The 17,181-nt window shown below is 70.5% G+C and carries 9 protein-coding genes and 1 tRNA gene; 6 read left to right on the forward strand and 4 right to left on the reverse strand.

The window, feature by feature from the left end; all coding sequences use genetic code 11:
- The first annotated feature begins 202 nt into the window (after positions 1-202).
- The 5 genes from topA to ACZ7HT_RS09615 all read left to right on the forward strand — a co-directional run bounded on the left by topA (position 203) and on the right by ACZ7HT_RS09615 (position 9,580).
- Positions 203-3,040: a type I DNA topoisomerase gene (topA, locus tag ACZ7HT_RS09595; RefSeq protein ID WP_471162119.1), complete on the forward strand. Its 2,838-nt coding sequence runs from the start codon at positions 203-205 to the stop codon at positions 3,038-3,040.
- 102 nt (positions 3,041-3,142) lie between these two features.
- Complete coding sequence (tmk, locus tag ACZ7HT_RS09600) at positions 3,143-6,481, forward strand: dTMP kinase (protein ID WP_471162122.1); 3,339 nt, start codon at positions 3,143-3,145, stop codon at positions 6,479-6,481.
- Between the two features lie 135 nt (positions 6,482-6,616).
- Positions 6,617-7,819, forward strand: a complete 1,203-nt coding sequence (locus tag ACZ7HT_RS09605) for a DNA polymerase III subunit delta' (protein ID WP_471162124.1) — start codon at positions 6,617-6,619, stop codon at positions 7,817-7,819.
- A gap of 60 nt (positions 7,820-7,879) precedes the next feature.
- A complete protein-coding gene (locus ACZ7HT_RS09610) occupies positions 7,880-9,421 on the forward strand; it encodes an alpha/beta hydrolase (protein WP_471162127.1) in 1,542 nt (513 codons plus the stop codon).
- Positions 9,422-9,506: 85 nt separating this feature from the next.
- A tRNA-Thr gene (locus tag ACZ7HT_RS09615) sits at positions 9,507-9,580 on the forward strand.
- A gap of 163 nt (positions 9,581-9,743) precedes the next feature.
- On the opposite strand, the gene ACZ7HT_RS09620 is transcribed toward ACZ7HT_RS09615, so the two are convergent.
- From ACZ7HT_RS09620 to ACZ7HT_RS09630, 3 genes are read right to left on the reverse strand one after another with little or no spacing between them, the layout of a single operon-like run.
- Positions 9,744-11,942, reverse strand: coding sequence for a hypothetical protein (locus tag ACZ7HT_RS09620; RefSeq protein WP_471162130.1), 2,199 nt, complete (start codon positions 11,940-11,942; stop codon positions 9,744-9,746).
- Entirely contained in the window at positions 11,942-12,802 is an 861-nt protein-coding gene (locus ACZ7HT_RS09625; protein WP_471162132.1) for a hypothetical protein, read from the reverse strand. Before ACZ7HT_RS09625 ends, ACZ7HT_RS09620 begins: the two co-directional genes overlap by 1 nt.
- Before the next feature lie 5 nt (positions 12,803-12,807).
- Positions 12,808-13,650: a vWA domain-containing protein gene (locus ACZ7HT_RS09630; RefSeq protein ID WP_471162135.1), complete on the reverse strand. Its 843-nt coding sequence runs from the start codon at positions 13,648-13,650 to the stop codon at positions 12,808-12,810.
- 309 nt (positions 13,651-13,959) lie between these two features.
- On the opposite strand from ACZ7HT_RS09630, the gene ACZ7HT_RS09635 reads away from it, so the two are divergent.
- A complete protein-coding gene (locus ACZ7HT_RS09635; RefSeq protein WP_471162138.1) occupies positions 13,960-14,526 on the forward strand; it encodes a Uma2 family endonuclease in 567 nt (188 codons plus the stop codon).
- 522 nt (positions 14,527-15,048) lie between these two features.
- Here the strand turns inward: ACZ7HT_RS09635 and ACZ7HT_RS09640 are convergent.
- Positions 15,049-16,545, reverse strand: coding sequence for an FAD/NAD(P)-binding protein (locus tag ACZ7HT_RS09640; RefSeq protein WP_471162139.1), 1,497 nt, complete (start codon positions 16,543-16,545; stop codon positions 15,049-15,051).
- Between the last annotated feature and the right edge of the window lie 636 nt (positions 16,546-17,181).

Genomic DNA, 17,181 nt, shown 5'->3' on the forward strand with positions numbered 1-17,181 from the left:
CGCGCCGGTCCGGGAGTCCGGGCGGCAGGAATGCCAGGACTCGGGTTACCGTTCGAGTGGCCGTTGCGGGCTTTCGCCGTTTGACACGGGGGCGGGTTGTACCGTCACACTCCGCAGCGACGGGAGCGTCACCGTCCGTGCGCTGCCGTGCGTGCCAGTGCCGTACGTGCCAGAGAGTGTCGATCCGGAGAGAAGAGCGAAGTTGTCCCCGACCAGCGAGACCGCACACGGCGGCCGCCGACTCGTCATCGTCGAGTCGCCTGCCAAGGCGAAGACGATCAAGGGCTACCTCGGCCCCGGCTACGTCGTCGAGGCGAGCGTCGGGCACATCCGCGACCTCCCCTCCGGTGCCGCCGAGGTGCCGGAGAAGTACACCGGCGAGGTGCGCCGCCTCGGAGTCGACGTCGAGCATGACTTCCAGCCCATCTACGTCGTCAACGCCGACAAGAAGGCGCAGGTCAGGAAGCTCAAGGAGCTGCTCGCCGAGTCCGACGAACTCTTCCTCGCCACCGATGAGGACCGCGAGGGCGAGGCCATCGCGTGGCACCTCCAGGAAGTCCTGAAGCCCAAGGTCCCGGTCCACCGGATGGTCTTCCACGAGATCACCAAGGACGCGATCCGCGAGGCCGTCGCCAACCCGCGCGAGCTGAACCAGCGCATGGTCGACGCCCAGGAGACCCGCCGCATCCTCGACCGGCTGTACGGCTACGAGGTCTCGCCGGTCCTGTGGAAGAAGGTCATGCCGCGGCTGTCCGCCGGCCGCGTGCAGTCCGTCGCCACCCGTCTCGTCGTCGAGCGGGAGCGCGAGCGCATCGCCTTCCGCTCCGCCGAGTACTGGGACCTCACCGGCACCTTCGGCACCGGCCGCACCGGTGACGCCTCCGACCCGTCCTCGCTGGTCGCGCGCCTCGCGACGGTCGACGGCAAGCGGGTCGCGCAGGGCCGCGACTTCGGCGCCGACGGGCAGCTGAAGACCGCGAACGTGCTCCACCTGGACGAGACGAACGCGCGGGCGCTTGCCGCCGCGCTCGCCGACACGGCGTTCTCCGTCCGCTCGGTCGAGTCGAAGCCGTACCGCCGCTCCCCGTACGCCCCCTTCCGGACCACGACCCTCCAGCAGGAGGCGAGCCGCAAGCTGGGCTTCGGTGCGAAGGCGACCATGCAGGTGGCGCAGAAGCTGTACGAGAACGGCTTCATCACCTACATGCGTACGGACTCCACGATCCTCTCCGACACCGCCGTCGCGGCGGCCCGGGCGCAGGTCACGCAGCTGTACGGCGCCGACTACCTGCCGGAGAAGCCGCGCGTCTACGCGGGCAAGGTCAAGAACGCGCAGGAGGCGCACGAGGCGATCCGGCCTTCGGGTGATCGTTTCCGCACTCCGGCCGAGACCGGCCTCACGGGCGACCAGTTCAAGCTGTACGAGCTGATCTGGAAGCGGACCGTCGCCTCCCAGATGAAGGACGCGACCGGTAACTCGGTCACCGTGAAGATCGGCGGCACCGCCGCCGACGGCCGGGACGCCGAGTTCAGCGCGTCCGGCAAGACGATCACCTTCCACGGCTTCATGAAGGCGTACGTGGAGGGGGCGGACGACCCGAACGCCGAGCTCGACGACCGCGAGCGGCGCCTGCCGCAGGTCGCCCAGGGCGACGCGCTGACCGCCGACGAGATCACGGCGGACGGCCACGCGACCAAGCCGCCGGCCCGCTACACCGAGGCCTCGCTGGTCAAGGAGCTGGAAGAGCGCGAGATCGGCCGCCCGTCGACGTACGCCTCGATCATCGGCACCATCCTCGACCGCGGCTACGTCTTCAAGAAGGGCACGGCGCTCGTCCCGTCCTTCCTGAGCTTCGCCGTCGTCAACCTCCTGGAGAAGCACTTCGGGCGGCTCGTCGACTACGACTTCACCGCCAGGATGGAGGACGACCTCGACCGCATCGCGCGCGGCGAGGCCCAGTCCGTCCCATGGCTCAAGCGTTTCTACTTCGGTGAGGGCGAGTCCGGCGGCGGCGCGGCGGACGCCGGGAACGGCGACGGCGACCACCTCGGCGGCCTCAAGGAGCTCGTCACCGACCTCGGCGCGATCGACGCGCGCGAGATCTCCTCCTTCCCCGTCGGCAACGGCATCGTGCTCCGCGTCGGCCGCTACGGCCCGTACGTCGAGCGCGGCGAGAAGGAGCAGGAGGGCCACCAGCGGGCCGACGTGCCCGACGACCTCGCGCCCGACGAGCTGACCGTCGAGCTCGCCGAGGAGCTGCTCGCCAAGCCGAGCGGTGACTTCGAGCTGGGCACCGACCCGGTCAGCGGCCACGAGATCGTCGCCAAGGACGGCCGCTACGGCCCGTACGTGACGGAGATCCTGCCCGAGGGCACCCCGAAGACCGGCAAGAACGCGGTGAAGCCGCGCACGGCCTCCCTCTTCAAGTCGATGAGCCTCGACACCGTCACCCTGGAGGACGCGCTCCGGCTGATGTCCCTGCCGCGGGTCGTCGGTGCGGACGCCGAGGGCGTCGAGATCACCGCGCAGAACGGCCGCTACGGCCCGTACCTGAAGAAGGGCACGGACTCGCGGTCGCTCACGGACGAGGAGCAGCTCTTCACGATCACGCTCGAAGAGGCCCTCGCGATCTACGCCCAGCCGAAGCAGCGTGGCCGCGCCGCGGCCAAGCCCCCGCTGAAGGAGCTCGGCACGGACCCCGTCAGCGAGAAGCCCGTGGTCGTCAAGGACGGGCGCTTCGGCCCGTACGTGACGGACGGCGAGACCAACGCCACCCTGCGGACCGACGACAGCGTGGAGACGATCACGCCGGAGCGCGGTTACGAGCTCCTCGCGGAGAAGCGCGCCAAGGGACCGGCGAAGAAGGCCGCCAAGAAGGCCCCGGCGAAGAAGGCCGCGGCGAAGAAGACGGCCACGAAGACGGCGGCGAAGAAGACCACGGCCGCGAAGAAGACCGCCGCGAAGAAGACGACGACGGCGAAGACGGCCACGGCGAAGAAGACCGCCGCCAAGAAGACGGCGGCGGCCAAGCCGGAGTAGCCCCGAAGGGGCTTGGAGGAGGGCGGGAGCGGTGCTCCCGCCCTCCCACGTTTGTTCGGGCGCGGGCCGCGGGGAGCAAGGCCGTCCGGATAGGGTGGACGGATGACGCGAGCAGAGCAGCCAGACCGCCTGGGCGATTCCGACACGGCACTCGTCGCGGATTCCCGGGAGCGCGCCGTACGCGCCCTCTTGCGCCATCAGCCGCTGCGCCGGCTGTGGAGCGCCCACCTGGTCGGCAGCACCGGTGACGCGCTCGCCCTCCTCGTCCTCGTGCTCCTCGGCTATCAGGCGGCCGTCGCCGAGGGCGCGCTCGGGGGCGGCTACCGGGGAGCCGCGTTCGCCGTGGCCGCCGTCGTCGCCGCCCGCCTGCTCGCCTCGGTCCTCTTCGGGGCCGTGCTCCTCGGGCCGCTGACCGCGCTCACCGGGCCGTCGGGCCCGCTCGACCGGCGCTGGACCATGATCGGAGCCGACGGGCTGCGGATCGCGCTGCTCGTCATCGCCCCGCTGTGGATCTCCTGGGTCCCGGACAGCGCCCTCTGGTACCTGCTGGGCACCGTCTTCGTCACCGGTGCGGCCGAACGCCTCTGGACCATCGGCCGGGAGGGTGCCGCGCCCGCGCTGCTGCCCGCCCCGCCCCTCGAGGGCGCCGCCGTACGGCCGCTGCCCGACCACCTCGGCGCGCTGCGCCGGCTGTCCCAGCGGACCGGCTTCCTCGCCGTCCCCGCCGCGGCCGCCGTGCTGCTCGTCGCCACCCTCGTCGGGAACCTGCTCGGTGCCGGCATCGACTGGTTCACGCTGCACCAGGCGGCGCTCGGCTCGTACGTCGCCGCCGGACTGTTCGCCGCGTCCGTCACCGTCCTGTACGCGATGGCGCTGCCCGGCGGGGCGACGCCCCGGCCCCGCTCGCCCCTGGAGGGCCTGCGCCGGCCGAAGACCGGCACCGAGGAGGGCAAGGGCCGCACCGGCGCCCTGCCGCTGCTCGTCCTCGCCTCCGCCACCGTCGCCGGGGCCATCGCCGCGGCCGCGTCCCTCGCCGTGCTCCACGCCTACGACCTGGGCGGCGGGCCCGTCACGTACGCCCTGCTCATCCTGGCGCTGAGCGGCGCCACCGCCGTCGGCATCCGCACCGCGGGCTCCGTCCTGCCGGTGCTGTCCCGCCGCCGGCTGCTCGCCCTCGCCATCACCGTCACCGGCGTCGCGCTGATCGCGATGGGTCTGGTCCCGGACACGGCGACCGTGCTGTTCCTCGCCGTCCTCGCCGGGTACGCGGCCGGGGTCGCCGCCAACACCGGCCACACCCTGATCGACCAGGAGACCGAGGAACCCCGCCGGGCCAGGACCACCGAGCACCTCCAGGCCACCGCCCGCGTCGCCATGGGCATCGGCGCGCTCGCCGCCCCGCTGCTCGCCGCCGCGATCGGTCCGCACCGGCTCGCGTCCGGCGAGTTCGTCTTCGCGCACGGCGGCGCCGCCTTCACGCTCGCCCTCGTCGGCGCCCTGCTGCTCCCGGTCGCCGCGCTCGTCCTCGCGAAGACCGACGACCGGGCGGGCGTCCCGCTCCGCCGCGACCTGCGCGACGCGCTGCGCGGCTCCGACCCGGTCCAGGCGCCCTCCCCGACCGGCTTCTTCATCGCCCTGGAGGGCGGCGACGGCGCCGGGAAGTCCACGCAGGTCCAGGCGCTCGCCGAGTGGATCCGCGCCAAGGGCCACGAGGTCGTCGTCACCCGCGAGCCGGGTGCCACCCCGATCGGCAAGCGGCTCCGCTCGATCCTCCTCGACGTGTCGTCGGCGGGGCTCTCGAACCGCGCCGAGGCCCTGCTGTACGCGGCCGACCGCGCCGAGCACGTCGACTCCCTGGTCCGCCCGGCCCTGGAGCGGGGCGCGATCGTCCTCTCCGACCGGTACATCGACTCGTCCGTGGCCTACCAGGGCGCGGGCCGCGACCTGTCCCCGACGGAGATCGCCCGCATCTCGCGCTGGGCGACCGACGGTCTCGTCCCGCACCTGACCGTCGTCCTCGACGTCTCCCCGGAGACCGCGAGGGAACGGTTCACCGAGGCGCCCGACCGGCTCGAGTCCGAGCCGCCGGAGTTCCACGCGCGCGTACGGGCCGGATTCCTCGCCCTCGCGGCCGCCGACCCCAGCCGCTACCTCGTCGTCGACGCCGGCCAGGAGCCCGAGGCCGTCACCACCGTCGTACGCCACCGGCTCGACCGGATGCTGCCGCTCTCCGAGGCCGAGGTGAAGGCCGCGGAGGAGGCCCGCCGGAAGGCCGAGGAGGAGGCCCGGCGCCTGGCGGAGGAAGAGGCCGCCCGCAAGGCCGAGGAGGAGCGCCTGGAGCGCGAGCGGCAGGAACAGCTCGCCAAGCTCCGCGCCGAGGAGGAGGAGCGCAAGCGGCGCGAGGAGGAGGAGGCGCGCCGCCTGGAGGCCGAACGGAAGGCCGAGGAAGCCCGCCGGAAGGCCGAGGAGGAGCGCCTCGCGGCCGAGGAGGAGGCCCGGCGCGCCGCCGCCGAGGAGAAGGCCCGCAAGGAGGAAGAGGAGCGGCTCCGCAAGGAGGCCGAGGAGGAGGCCCGGCTGCGGGCCGAGGCCGAGGAGCGCCGCCTGGAGAAGCAGCGCAAGGCCGAGGAGGCCCTGCTGCGCGCCGAGGAGGCCCGCCGGATGGCCGAGGCCGCCGCGGCAGCGAAGGCCGCGGAGGAGGCGGCGGCGAAGGCCGCCGCCGAGAAGCTCGCCGCCGAGGCCGCAGCCAAGGCCGCGGCGGAGCGTGCGGCCGCCGAGCGCGCCGCGGCGGAACTCGCCGCCGCGCAGCGTGCCGAGGCGGCGAAGGCGTCCCGCGAGAAGGCCGCCCGGGAACGCGAGGCCGCGGAGAAGGCCGCCGCGGAGCGGACGGCGGCGGCGGAGCGGGCCGCTGCGGAGCGGGCGGTGGCTGCCGAGAAGGCCGCCGCCGAGCGGGCCGCCAGGGCTACGGAGGTGTCGGCGAACGAGGTCACCGTGCCGACCCCGATCGTGAAGCCGGACGCGCCGACCGTCTCGCCGGACGAGGTCACCGTCGAGACGCCGGTCGTGCGCCCGGAGGCCGACGAGACCGCCGTCCTGCCGCAGGTCGGGGATCCGCGGGGCGTGGACGAGACCGCCGTGCTGCCGCAGATCCGGGATCCGCGGGGTGTGGACGAGACCGCCGTGCTGCCTCCCGTACGGGACCGGGCGTCCGACCCCGCCGACCGGGTGCCGCCGGGCATCTTCCGCGACGAGCGCGACGAGCACACCGCGCCTTCCGGGGCGAACGACCGGACCCGGGAGCTGCCCCAGCTCGACGAGAACGGCCGGCCGCGCCGCCGCTCCGACTGGGCGGAGGAGACCCCGCTCGACGACCTGCCGACCCTCGCGGACGAGCTGTTCGGCCCGCACGAGGACGAGGACGAGGGCCCGCGCCGGCGTCGCTGAGACGCCGTGGGGGGGGGGGGGGGGGGACCCCCCCCCCCCCCCCCGCTCCGGGTACCGAGGCGGTTTTCCACAGGGCGGCGGGGGCTGTCAGAGCGCTGCCCCACAATGGAGGACGTACCTGAGGAGGGCGCAGACATGGCCGTATGGGACGACCTGGTCGGACAGAGCCGGGTCGAGGAGCAGCTCGCCGCCGCCGCGCGGGACGCCGACGCGCTCGTGACCGCCCACGCCGCCGGCGAGCCGGTGCCCGAGGCCTCCAAGATGACGCACGCCTGGCTGCTCACCGGCCCTCCCGGGTCAGGGCGGGCGACCGCGGCCCGCGCCTTCGCCGCCGCGCTGCAGTGCGTCAGCCCCGACCGGGCGCTCGGCGGGGCGCCGGGCTGCGGCTTCTGCGACGGCTGCCACACGACCCTCGTCGGTACGCACGCGGACGTCGAGATCGTCCGTACGGACCTGCTGTCCATCGGTGTGAAGGAGACCCGCGACCTCGTCCGGCGCGCCCAGCTCTCCCCGGCGGGCGGGCGCTGGCAGGTCATCGTCCTGGAGGACGCCGACCGGCTCACCGAGGGCGCGGGGAACGTGCTCCTGAAGGCCGTCGAGGAGCCCGCGCCGCGCACGGTCTGGCTGCTCTGCGCGCCGTCCCTGGAGGACGTGCTGCCCACGATCCGCTCCCGCTGCCGGCACCTGACGCTGCGCACCCCGCCGGTGGAGGCCGTCGCCGACGTGCTCGTACGGCGCGACGGCATCGAGCCGGAGCTTGCGCAGGCCGCCGCCCGCGCCACCCAGGGCCACATCGACCGGGCCCGCCGGCTCGCCACCGACGAGCGGGCCCGCGCGCGCCGGTCCGTCGTCCTCAAGCTGCCGCTGCGGGTCGAGGACGTCGGCGGCTGCCTCAAGGCCGCTCAGGAACTGGTCGACGCGGCCGCGGAGGACGCGAAGCAGGTCGCGGAGGAGATCGACGTCAAGGAGACCGAGGAGCTGAAGGCGGCCCTCGGCGCGGCGCAGGGCGGGCGGATGCCGCGCGGCACGGCCGGGGCGATGAAGGAGCTGGAGGAGCGGCAGAAGCGGCGCAGGACGCGGACCCAGCGCGACAGCCTGGACCTCGCGCTCACCGACCTGACCGGCTTCTACCGGGACGTCCTGGCCCTCCAGCTCCGCTCCCGCACGGCCCTGGCGAACACGGACGTGCGGGACGCGCTGGAGCGGATCGCCCGCGACACCACCCCGGAGCGGACCCTCCGCCGCATCGAGGCGGTCCTCGCCTGCCGGGAGGCCCTCGACCGGAACGTGGCGCCGCTGCTCGCGGTGGAGGCGATGACGATGGCGCTGAGAGGCTAGGGCTCCTCGGGCCCCCGGGCGATTGGACACGGTCCGTACCGGTACGGATACGCTCCTGGGATGGATTCCAGGCGCATGCTCCGTACGTCCGCCACGGCCCTCGCGGCCGCCGGCCTGATCCTCTCCGGCTGCTCGGGCGGAAGCGACGCCGCAGCGCCCAGATCGGCCGCCCCGGCCTCCTCCGCGTCCGCCGCGCCGAAGCTGACGAAGTACTACGAGCAGAAGCTGAAGTGGCGCGACTGCGGCGTCGAGGGCTTCCAGTGCGCCACCCTGCGCGCCCCGCTCGACTACGCGAAGCCGGACGGGGAGGAGGCCGAGCTCGCGGTGTCCCGGGCCCGGGCCACCGGCCCCGGGAAGCGGCTCGGCTCGCTCCTGGTCAACCCGGGCGGCCCCGGCGGCTCCGCCGTCGGCTACCTCCAGGGGTACGCGGGCATCGGCTACCCGGCGCCCGTCCGCGCCCGCTACGACATGGTGGCCGTCGACCCGCGCGGAGTGGCCCGCAGCGAGCCCGTGGAGTGCCTGACGGGCCCGCAGATGGACACGTACACGCAGGTCGACCAGACCCCCGACGACACGGCGGAGATCAACGCGCTGAGCGCGGCCTTCAAGGACTTCGCGGCCGGCTGCGAGAAGAAGTCGGGCAAGTTCCTGCCCCACGTCTCCACCGTGGAGACGGCCCGGGACATGGACATCCTGCGGGCGGTGCTGGGCGACGAGAAGCTCACCTACGTGGGGGCGTCGTACGGGACGTTCCTCGGCGCCACCTACGCCGAGCTGTTCCCCCGGCGGGTCGGCCGTCTCGTCCTCGACGGGGCGATGGACCCCTCGCTGTCCGCGCTCGACCTGAACCGGGACCAGACCGGCGGCTTCGAGACCTCCTTCCGCGCCTTCGCCGCGGACTGCGTCCGCACGTCGGACTGCCCGCTGGGCACCGGGTCCGTCGCGGCGGCCGGGGAGGCGATGAAGAAGTTCTTCCGCGACGTGGACGCCAAGCCGCTGCCGACGGGCGAGAGCCGCGAGCTCGGCGAGTCCCTCGCCACCACGGGCGTGATCGCCGCGATGTACGACGAGGGCGCCTGGCCCCAGCTGCGCGAGGCCCTCACCAGGGCGAAGAGCGGCGACGGCTCCGGGCTCCTGGCCCTGGCCGACAGCTACTACGAGCGTGAGGCGGACGGCACGTACGCCAACCTCATGTCCGCCAACGCCGCCGTGAACTGCCTGGACCTGCCGCCCGCCTACACCGGCCCCGCGGACGTCGAGAAGGCCGTCCCGTCCTTCGAGAAGGCCTCCCCGGTCTTCGGAAAGGGCCTCGCCTGGGCCGCCCTCAACTGCACCCCCTGGCCCACCCCGCCCACCGGCCGCCCGCACCGCATCACCGCCGAGGGCGCCGCCCCGATCCTCGTCGTCGGCACCACCCGCGACCCGGCCACCCCGTACCACTGGGCCCAGTCCCTGGCCGGCCAGCTCTCCTCCGGCACCCTGCTGACCTACGTGGGCGACGGTCACACCGCGTACGGCCGGGGCAGCGACTGCATCGACACGGCGATCAACACCTACCTCCTGGACGGCACCCCTCCGGCGGACGGAAAGCGCTGCTCATAGGCCCGATCCGGGGGTGGTCAGAGCACCTCGGGAAACTGTGTAGACTTGGCGACGCTGCTGCACCCACCATGGGAACGCGAGCGGTGCCGCCTTAGCTCAGTTGGCCAGAGCAACGCACTCGTAATGCGTAGGTCTCGGGTTCGAATCCCGAAGGCGGCTCGGAATTACCCCAGGACTCACTCGCCGTGACCTGGGGTTTTTTCATGCCCTTTACCTGTGCGGGCATGCGGCAGCGGGGGTCCAGAACCTCGTGCGTGAGCATGCGTGAGCGAAGGGGCTGTCGGCCCGTGGGCACGGGGTCTCGCCCACCGGTGGTCTCCGGTCAGCGGCCCGTCGCGACAAGGCGGAGGTAGCGGCGCAGGCCGAATGCGCGGCGGTGCTCCGTGCTCGCGGTGGCGAGCTGGGTGACCATCCGGTCGTGGGTTGTGACGGCGTCGGTGAGCTGGGCCTGGCGCTGGAGCAGTACCGCGCGCTGGCGTTGCGTGGCCGTCTGATGCTGTTGCTTCTCTTTGTTGACTTGTTGCTGGCGGGTGGTGATGCGTTGCTGGAGCTGCTCGCGCTCCCTACGGGCGGCACTCTCGGCCTGAGCGATCTCCGCTTCGTGACGCTTCTTCTGGGCGGCGAACTGCTGACGGATCGTGGCCCGCTCCTGGGCGCTCACAGCGGTGGGAGCCGACTGCCGGGCCCGTTGCTCCAGTGATGCCCGCCAGCTTTCGAGTGCGCGCGCCCGTACTTCGCCGACGCCCGGAACCTTGACCTGTTGGTGGTTAGGCCGGATGAGGTACGCGTCGCGGTTGCTGTACCGGCCGGTCTGCACGTAGCGGACCTTCGTGAAGTCGGCGGCTGTATGGATGCCAGCGGCGGTCAGGGCCGTGACCGTCCCGCTGCTGATGTTCGAGAGCTTTTTGACCTCCTGGATGGAAGCCCGACGAAGCCTGTCCTGGACGTGTGTCGTGATCGCTGATGTCAGCGCCGCATCCAGTTGCTTCTGCTCCTTGGCGGCCAGTCCGCTCAGCGTGGCCCTCAGGTTGTTGGTTTTCTGGTTGAGGGTGATGGTGATCCGAGACTGAGCGTCACGTAGCTCGGCCTGGAGGTTCTTGATCTGCTGATTGATCTGTACGTCCCGGCTCGCGCCGGCCAGGTCCAGGGCTTCGATCTCCTGGCGTACCTTGTGCCCCTCTGCCATGGGGGCCGCCAAGGATTCCACCTGCTGTTGGAGTGCCCGCAACCGGGCCTTGGATGCCTGGGCCTCGGGGTGGGAGCGCCGAGCGACCTGGAGGGTGCCGCCAGATGCGAGCAGAGTTCCCAGTTGTGCGACGGCCATGTAGCCGCTCGGCAGCACGCTCAGTGCGGTAAGTGCGGCTGGCGCAGCGGACCCGGCTAGGGCAAAGATCCCGGAGAGAACGTCTGCGGGACGCCGGCGAGCAAAGCCTGTAGCGGTGGCCGAGCCCGAACTCCCATGGCTCCCCGCAGAGGCGTTCTGAGGCGGTGGAATGTGACCCGCGAGCCAGGCGGGGGGGCCACCTGCCGGAGCTGCGGCAGGGGCCGGGCGTTGGGCCGGGACCGAAGCAGGGGCCGCCGCCACGGCCGCGGACAGCGAGGGGACCGCGTGGGCGTTCGCAGCGAGCAGTCCGTGCGTCTGCGCGGCCAGCGTTTGAAGGGCTGGGTCTGGATGGGTCAGCAGCAGACTCCAGGCCATGGAGGATTGTGGTTCCTTGAAATCGTCCTCTTTCAGAATCAGGAACTCTCCCTCGTCGTCGTGCAGCTGGTCCCAGATACTGGGGTCAGTGGCGATCGAGACCAGGGCGAGGTAAATGACCCAGGACGAAAAACGGTCCATCGTGGGGCCAAATTCCGAGCTTGTGCGGGTCGGGGACTGGTAGTTGCGGTGACCATTCTCCGTTGCGCCCTGACCCTTGAGCGCGGGCACGTACATTCCGTCGTAGTCGACGAGGCGGAGTGTGCCATCGGCCGCGACCAGAAGATTGCCGTGCTGGAGGTCGCCGTGAGCGATACCGAGCTTCTCCAGGTCGGCGGTCAGCGCCGCGAACCGCTCGGCGATGCCGAGGATGGCCGCCGTGTTCCGGATGTTCCGGTCGATCCACGTGATCAGGTTGGTGCCCTCTACCCAAGCCATCTTCAGGGCCGGGTACCACTGACCGGCGACGAGGACGCCACGCGGCAGATACTCAAGGCTGACGGGCCACGGTTGGGACAGCTTGGCGTGCTTGAGGCCGGAGAGCTGCTTGCTGATGGCCTGGTAGCGCGCTTCCAGAGTGCTGCTGTCGCGAGTGAAGCACTTCAGTGCATACCGCTGCCCGCCGGGTGCGGTGATGGAGAAGACGCTCGCGAAGTTCCCGGAGATCGCCTTCGGCCCTAGCACAAGGCTCTGCTGGACAGACCCGCTTTTGAGGTCCGGGTCCTCGAAACAGAGCGTGGGGTTCTGGAGGGCTTCCACGTAGTTTGCGCCGGTCGGGAATCTACGTCCGGCGACAGGTTTGCCAGCGCGGGAGACCGCCATTACCCCTCCGTCTTCACCCGCATGCGAATGAGGGCTACGTCGTCGTTGCGCATCCGTGACTTGTCGCGCTCGCTTTGGACCCACTCGGTGAAGAGCTCGTGGTCCAGGTCGGCAAGGTTTCCGAGCTGTTTTCCTGCTCCGCCCGAATCGATTTCAGGGTGCGACAGCAGCCATGCGGCCAGCGCGTCGGTTGCCAGCAGCAGCTCGTCACCCGCGCGCAGCTCGCCGGTTGCGGTCGACACCCGTTCGGCGATGAGTGCGGCATCCCTGTTGCGGCTGCCGAGCAATTGAGGGGTGATCCCGAAGCCGTGGCTGTCCGTGATGGGGAAAGAGGTGACCAGTCGACCATCGCGGAATTGGAAGAGGCAACTGTCGCCGAGAGCGAAAGCCCTCCAGATCCAGCGGCGAACAGCTCCGGAGGTTTCCGGGACGGCCGGTGCTGCCCGCACGTGGACGGCTATCAGTGTGGCGAAGGCCCCTTTGTCCAAGCCCGGCTGTTCGTACCAGGCGATTGGCCGGCCGCGTGCCGCCCGCTCCGCCTGATAATCCGAGATGTAGCCGTCCCACTGGTCGACGGTGCGGGCCAGGAGGTCCTCGACGAAGGCCCCGGGCAGGCCGTCCTCCCGGTCCCCTGGTTCTTCGTCGGCAGCCGTCATCGACGCGATGGCGCCGTGTACCAGCTGTCTGGCCCATGCTCCGGCGAGCAGACTCTCGGATGCCCCGTCGGACACTGCGACGAACAGTGAACTTGCGTCGGATGACAGCGAGACATCGATGGCGTCCTCGCATTCATCCGGTGAGCTGCCCGTCTTGGGAACGAGAAAGCGCTGGACGTCGAGGGGTGTTGAAGAGGCACCCATGTTGCTCAGCGAAGTTCCGTGGCGCGTGTACCGATGTCGAGGAACTCGACGATGGAGGTGATGTCGGCGTTGTAGACGAAGCCGCGTGTGGCTTCGCTGACGCGGTGGCCCTGCGAAGCGGCGTAGGAACGCATGTGACTGGGCAGCACGCTCGACATGTGGAAGAGCAACCGGGAGTAGGTATCGGGGAGGTCGCCTTCGCTGTCCGGGAACGTGACGGGCGTGCCGCTCGCCCCTGACACGTGCAGGTTGAAGAGGAGAACCGACCCGTCGGCGGTGGCATGCGAGGCGAGCCCGATGGCCGCGCTGGTGGGATCGCCGTCAGTGGACTCACCGTCGGTCAGGTTGAGGACGATGGGAGGGAAACCGCCCGGGTGCTCGTCGACCCAGCGGGCGACAAGGGAGTCGGCGTAGCCGAGGGCGCGAGTCATCGGGGTGCCGCCGTTGGTCACAGGGTCCATCCACACGGGGAACTGCACGGTCGTCTCTACGAGGCCACCGGCGCCGTCCGGCACCTTCTTCGTACGGCTCTCCAGGCGGGCAGGGTTGTTCGCGATCTCGCTCAGCGGTACGAGGTCCCGCCCGGCGAGCGCGCCGGTGAAGGCGGAGCCGACCTGGGTGTGGCCGTAGCCGATCACCGCGACGTGGAAGTAGTCGCGGACGCCCTCTTCCTTTGCGCACTTGACCGACAACTCGGTCAGCAGCCGGTTGATGGCATCCGATACGACCTGGGCGCGCTGCTGGACCATCTCGCCGCTGCCGATGGCATCGCTCATCGATGCGGACTGGTCCACGAGGAAGATGAAGCAGCCAGGATTGGTGCGGCTGATTTCGGCGGTGTACGGCATCTCGGCGACCCGGCTCCTCTTGCGCGACGGGGGACTGAACGCCACGGCATGGGACACACGCGGAAAACCTGACCCCCCAGGGAGATCGATCGTAGCGGTACCGCGCTGCTCGGTGAGGGGAATCGGAGGGGATCGGCCGCCGTCTCCCTCTCTCCCACGGCAGAGGGACGACCACCCTCTGCTGTCTCCTGCTGGACGGCCGAAGCGCGCGTGCCGGCTGTTCTGGCGTCCCACGTGCTGGGGGAGCTGAGACAGTACGCTGAGTTCAGCGGGATCGGGCCCGCCCGCATGGTGTCCGGGAGGTGCGTCATGACTGCCGAGATGGCAGCCCCTGCGTGGATGCACGAGCAGATCACGGCGGAGCAGTACGACTCCTGGTCCGAGGAGCAGTGTGCGGGGATCGAGATCGTGGACGGGATGGTCGTTGTGAGTCCCAGTGCGTCCAAGCGCCACAACCGGCTTGCTCGGATCTTGGCGAATGCCTTGGAGGCGGCTGCGGGGCCTGACTGGAACGCCGATACCGACTTCGATGTCCGTCTCCAGGACGTCCCGCTCACGAATCGGCGCCCGGATGTCGTTGTGTACCGCGCGGACACGATCGACATCACGCCTACCCGTCCTGAGCACGTGCTCCTGGTCGTGGAGGTTGTCTCACCGGGATCGGAGACCACCGACCGGATCGTGAAGACGGACCAGTACGCCAAGTCCGGTATCGCCTTCTACTGGAGGGTCGAGCAGGCCGCGACCGGCGTCCCTCTCGTGTACACCTACGTTCTGGACCCTGCTGCCAGGGTCTACCGGGACGGGGAAGTGTTCACCGGCGTCGTCAAGGTTTCGGCGCCCTTCGCGGTGGAGGTCGACCTCGGCAGGATCTGACCCCTTCTGAAGGCGACCCGGTTTGCGTGAGCGCTGCGTGAGCGGACCGGGTGGCACCAGGATGGACGCGGCGTCACGATGATCACGGTCGGACGCCTCTGATCTGGGGAAACGGGATTCTGAGGCATCGTCCGGCACCACCCGGGATGATCTTGTGGGGCCTCGTAATGCGTAGGTCTCGGGTTCGAATCCCGAAGGCGGCTCTTGTGGAAGCCCGGGTCAGATGTCACTGACCCGGGCTCTTCTGTTGCCCCCATCGGCCGGGGCCCGCGCGAAGTGAGCCGGACCTCGGTGATCGTGTCGATGATGTGCTGCGGGCCGTCGGTGAACTCCTGAACGAGAACACGGGTGTTGGTCTCGCCCAGGTAGTTCTCCTGGCCGGCGATCCTGGTAGGCCGCGCGAACATCCGTCGCGCAGACCGCTCTACCAGCAGGGGGTGACGTGGGCGCCGTACCCCTCGCATGCGGTGCCGGGGCTGATCCCGGTGGAGGTGGGGCCGGCGACGACGCTGACGGGGCGGTTCATGCTCCTTGCTTCCCGGCGTTGGACAGGGTGGTGGCTGCGACGTGGTCGGCGACCATGTCGACCCGGCGAGTGATCATGCCGAGCGAGCTGGTGTAGTACAGGCAGCCGGCTGCGAGCTGCCCCAGGGCGAACACCGGGGCGGGTTCGGACGACTCCGCCGGGATCAGCCGGTTGTCGGCGGTGTCGATGGTGAGGCCGCCGAACGGGTCGTACTGTCCCAGGCCCGCCTCGACCACCGAGGCGCACAGTGTGGATGCCGCGGTGGGCGGGCCGGCCTTCTCGCTCTTGGCCGAGTTGATGACCGCGTCCGTCGTGAAGCTCGTGTCCCGGCAGGTGACGGTGAAGCCGTCAGCGGTCGCCGTCACGTTCTCCACGCCACCGGTCACCCGCAGCTGACCGGCCTCGATGGCCGAGAACAGCCGGACGGCGGTGGGCATCGGCATGGGGTGGATGAGGCTCTGGAACAGATGGTGGTAGTCGCGAAGGTACGTGCGGCGCTCCGCGTCCGACCAGCGCGACCACACGAGTTCGATCACATCGTTCGCGGCGTTGATGAGCAGGGGATGCCACAGCTCTCCGCGTTCGGCCAGGTCCAGATGACGGGCGAGCCGGTCGGCCGGAGCCTCGGCCGGGTCGGCTTCCCGGCTGAGGGTTTCGGGGGCGATGCCCTGAGCCTCCAGCTCGGCGTGCATCAGGCGCAGCACCGCGGCGAGCGACAGCCCTTCCGGTGCGGCGGCGGCCTCCAGGACGGCGGCCTGGGTGAGGACGGACGCGGTGAGAGGGCGGTAGCGCTGGCGAACGCCGGGCAGCAGGCCGCGCCGCGACACCATCGTGATGGGCCCACGATGGCCCTGGTGGAGCAAGGCCAGCACGATGTCCACCGCGGTCAGACCCGTTCCGAGCACCGTGACGTGCTCGTCGGGGTCGATCGTCTCGACGGTGATCCGCAGCGGATAGGGATCGTCGGTGTAGCGCGGGTGCCCCGCCAGGCCGTAGAAGTCCGCCGGTGCGGTGGTGCCCACGCACAGAGCGACGCCGTCGTATTCCCGCACGCTACCGTCGGCCGCGGTCAGCCGTACGCCGGCGCCGTCGGTGCCCGGCGACATGTGGACGGCGTTCTGGGTGATCACCTCAAGGGGCCGACCGTTGGCACGCCAGGCTTCTTCGAGGCGTCCGAATGAATCGGAAATGTAGTCGCCGAAAAGGTGGCGCGGGACGAAGGAGCCGAGGCCGGCGTATTTCCGTGCCTGCGGGTCATCATGCCGGCTCAGCCATTCCTGAAAATGTCTGGGCTCGTCTCGCCGGATCGACATGAACTCGATCTCCCCGTTCAGCAGGGCCGAGCTCAGGTCGGAGCGGTAGGCGTTTCCCCGGCCGACTTCCTTCTCCGGCTCATATATCGCCAGGTCGAGGTCCTGCGTCAAACCTCGGCGGGTCAGGGCGTCTACCAGGCTCACACCCGTGGCGCCGCCGCCAATAATTGCGAACTTCACTGCGTCCTCTATGTTTCGAGAGAATTTCTGTGGATCTCGCCGGCGCAGCTCAATCTCGCCGGGGTGTGTCCGGGGCGGGGTTTTGATCATGAGAATATTTGCCGCATGTGGTGGATTTGTCAATCCCTTTCCCGCTTGGCCTCGATTCGTCAGCGGGGTTCGGTCGCCGGTCGGGGCGGCGGTTCGCCCTTTACATTCCCGTGCTGGTCGAGGACGGCCTTCGCGTGACGCCGCAGGGTGCGCCGGGTTCCACGGGCCCGGTGGGGGCGCACCTGCCGATCCACAGGGCCGCCCAGGGGGCCCTAGCTGATGTCAGTACGCGCGCCGCCAGTGGAGGGCTAGCTTGAGGTTCCGTACAGTCAATTTTCCCTATTGACTTGACGGGTCGGCCGCTTGGCGGTCGCTGCGAGATGATCGGCGCGAACTGAACGATCCGTTCATTCTCTGGCGCCTCTGCAATGCGGTACAGGTTGATCAGGCACGCAAATGTCTGCCCTGCCGCCCGTCCTGGTTCATTCTGATATGCGGGGGTACGATGCCGGTCGACGAAAGCGCTATACCCGGCGCCGGTTCGCGGGAAGAGCATGAGCGTCAGCTCCATGGATATGCGCGGCGTCTTCGTGATGCGCATGACCG

It is taken from the genome of Streptomyces sp. NPDC037410 (assembly GCF_055602235.1).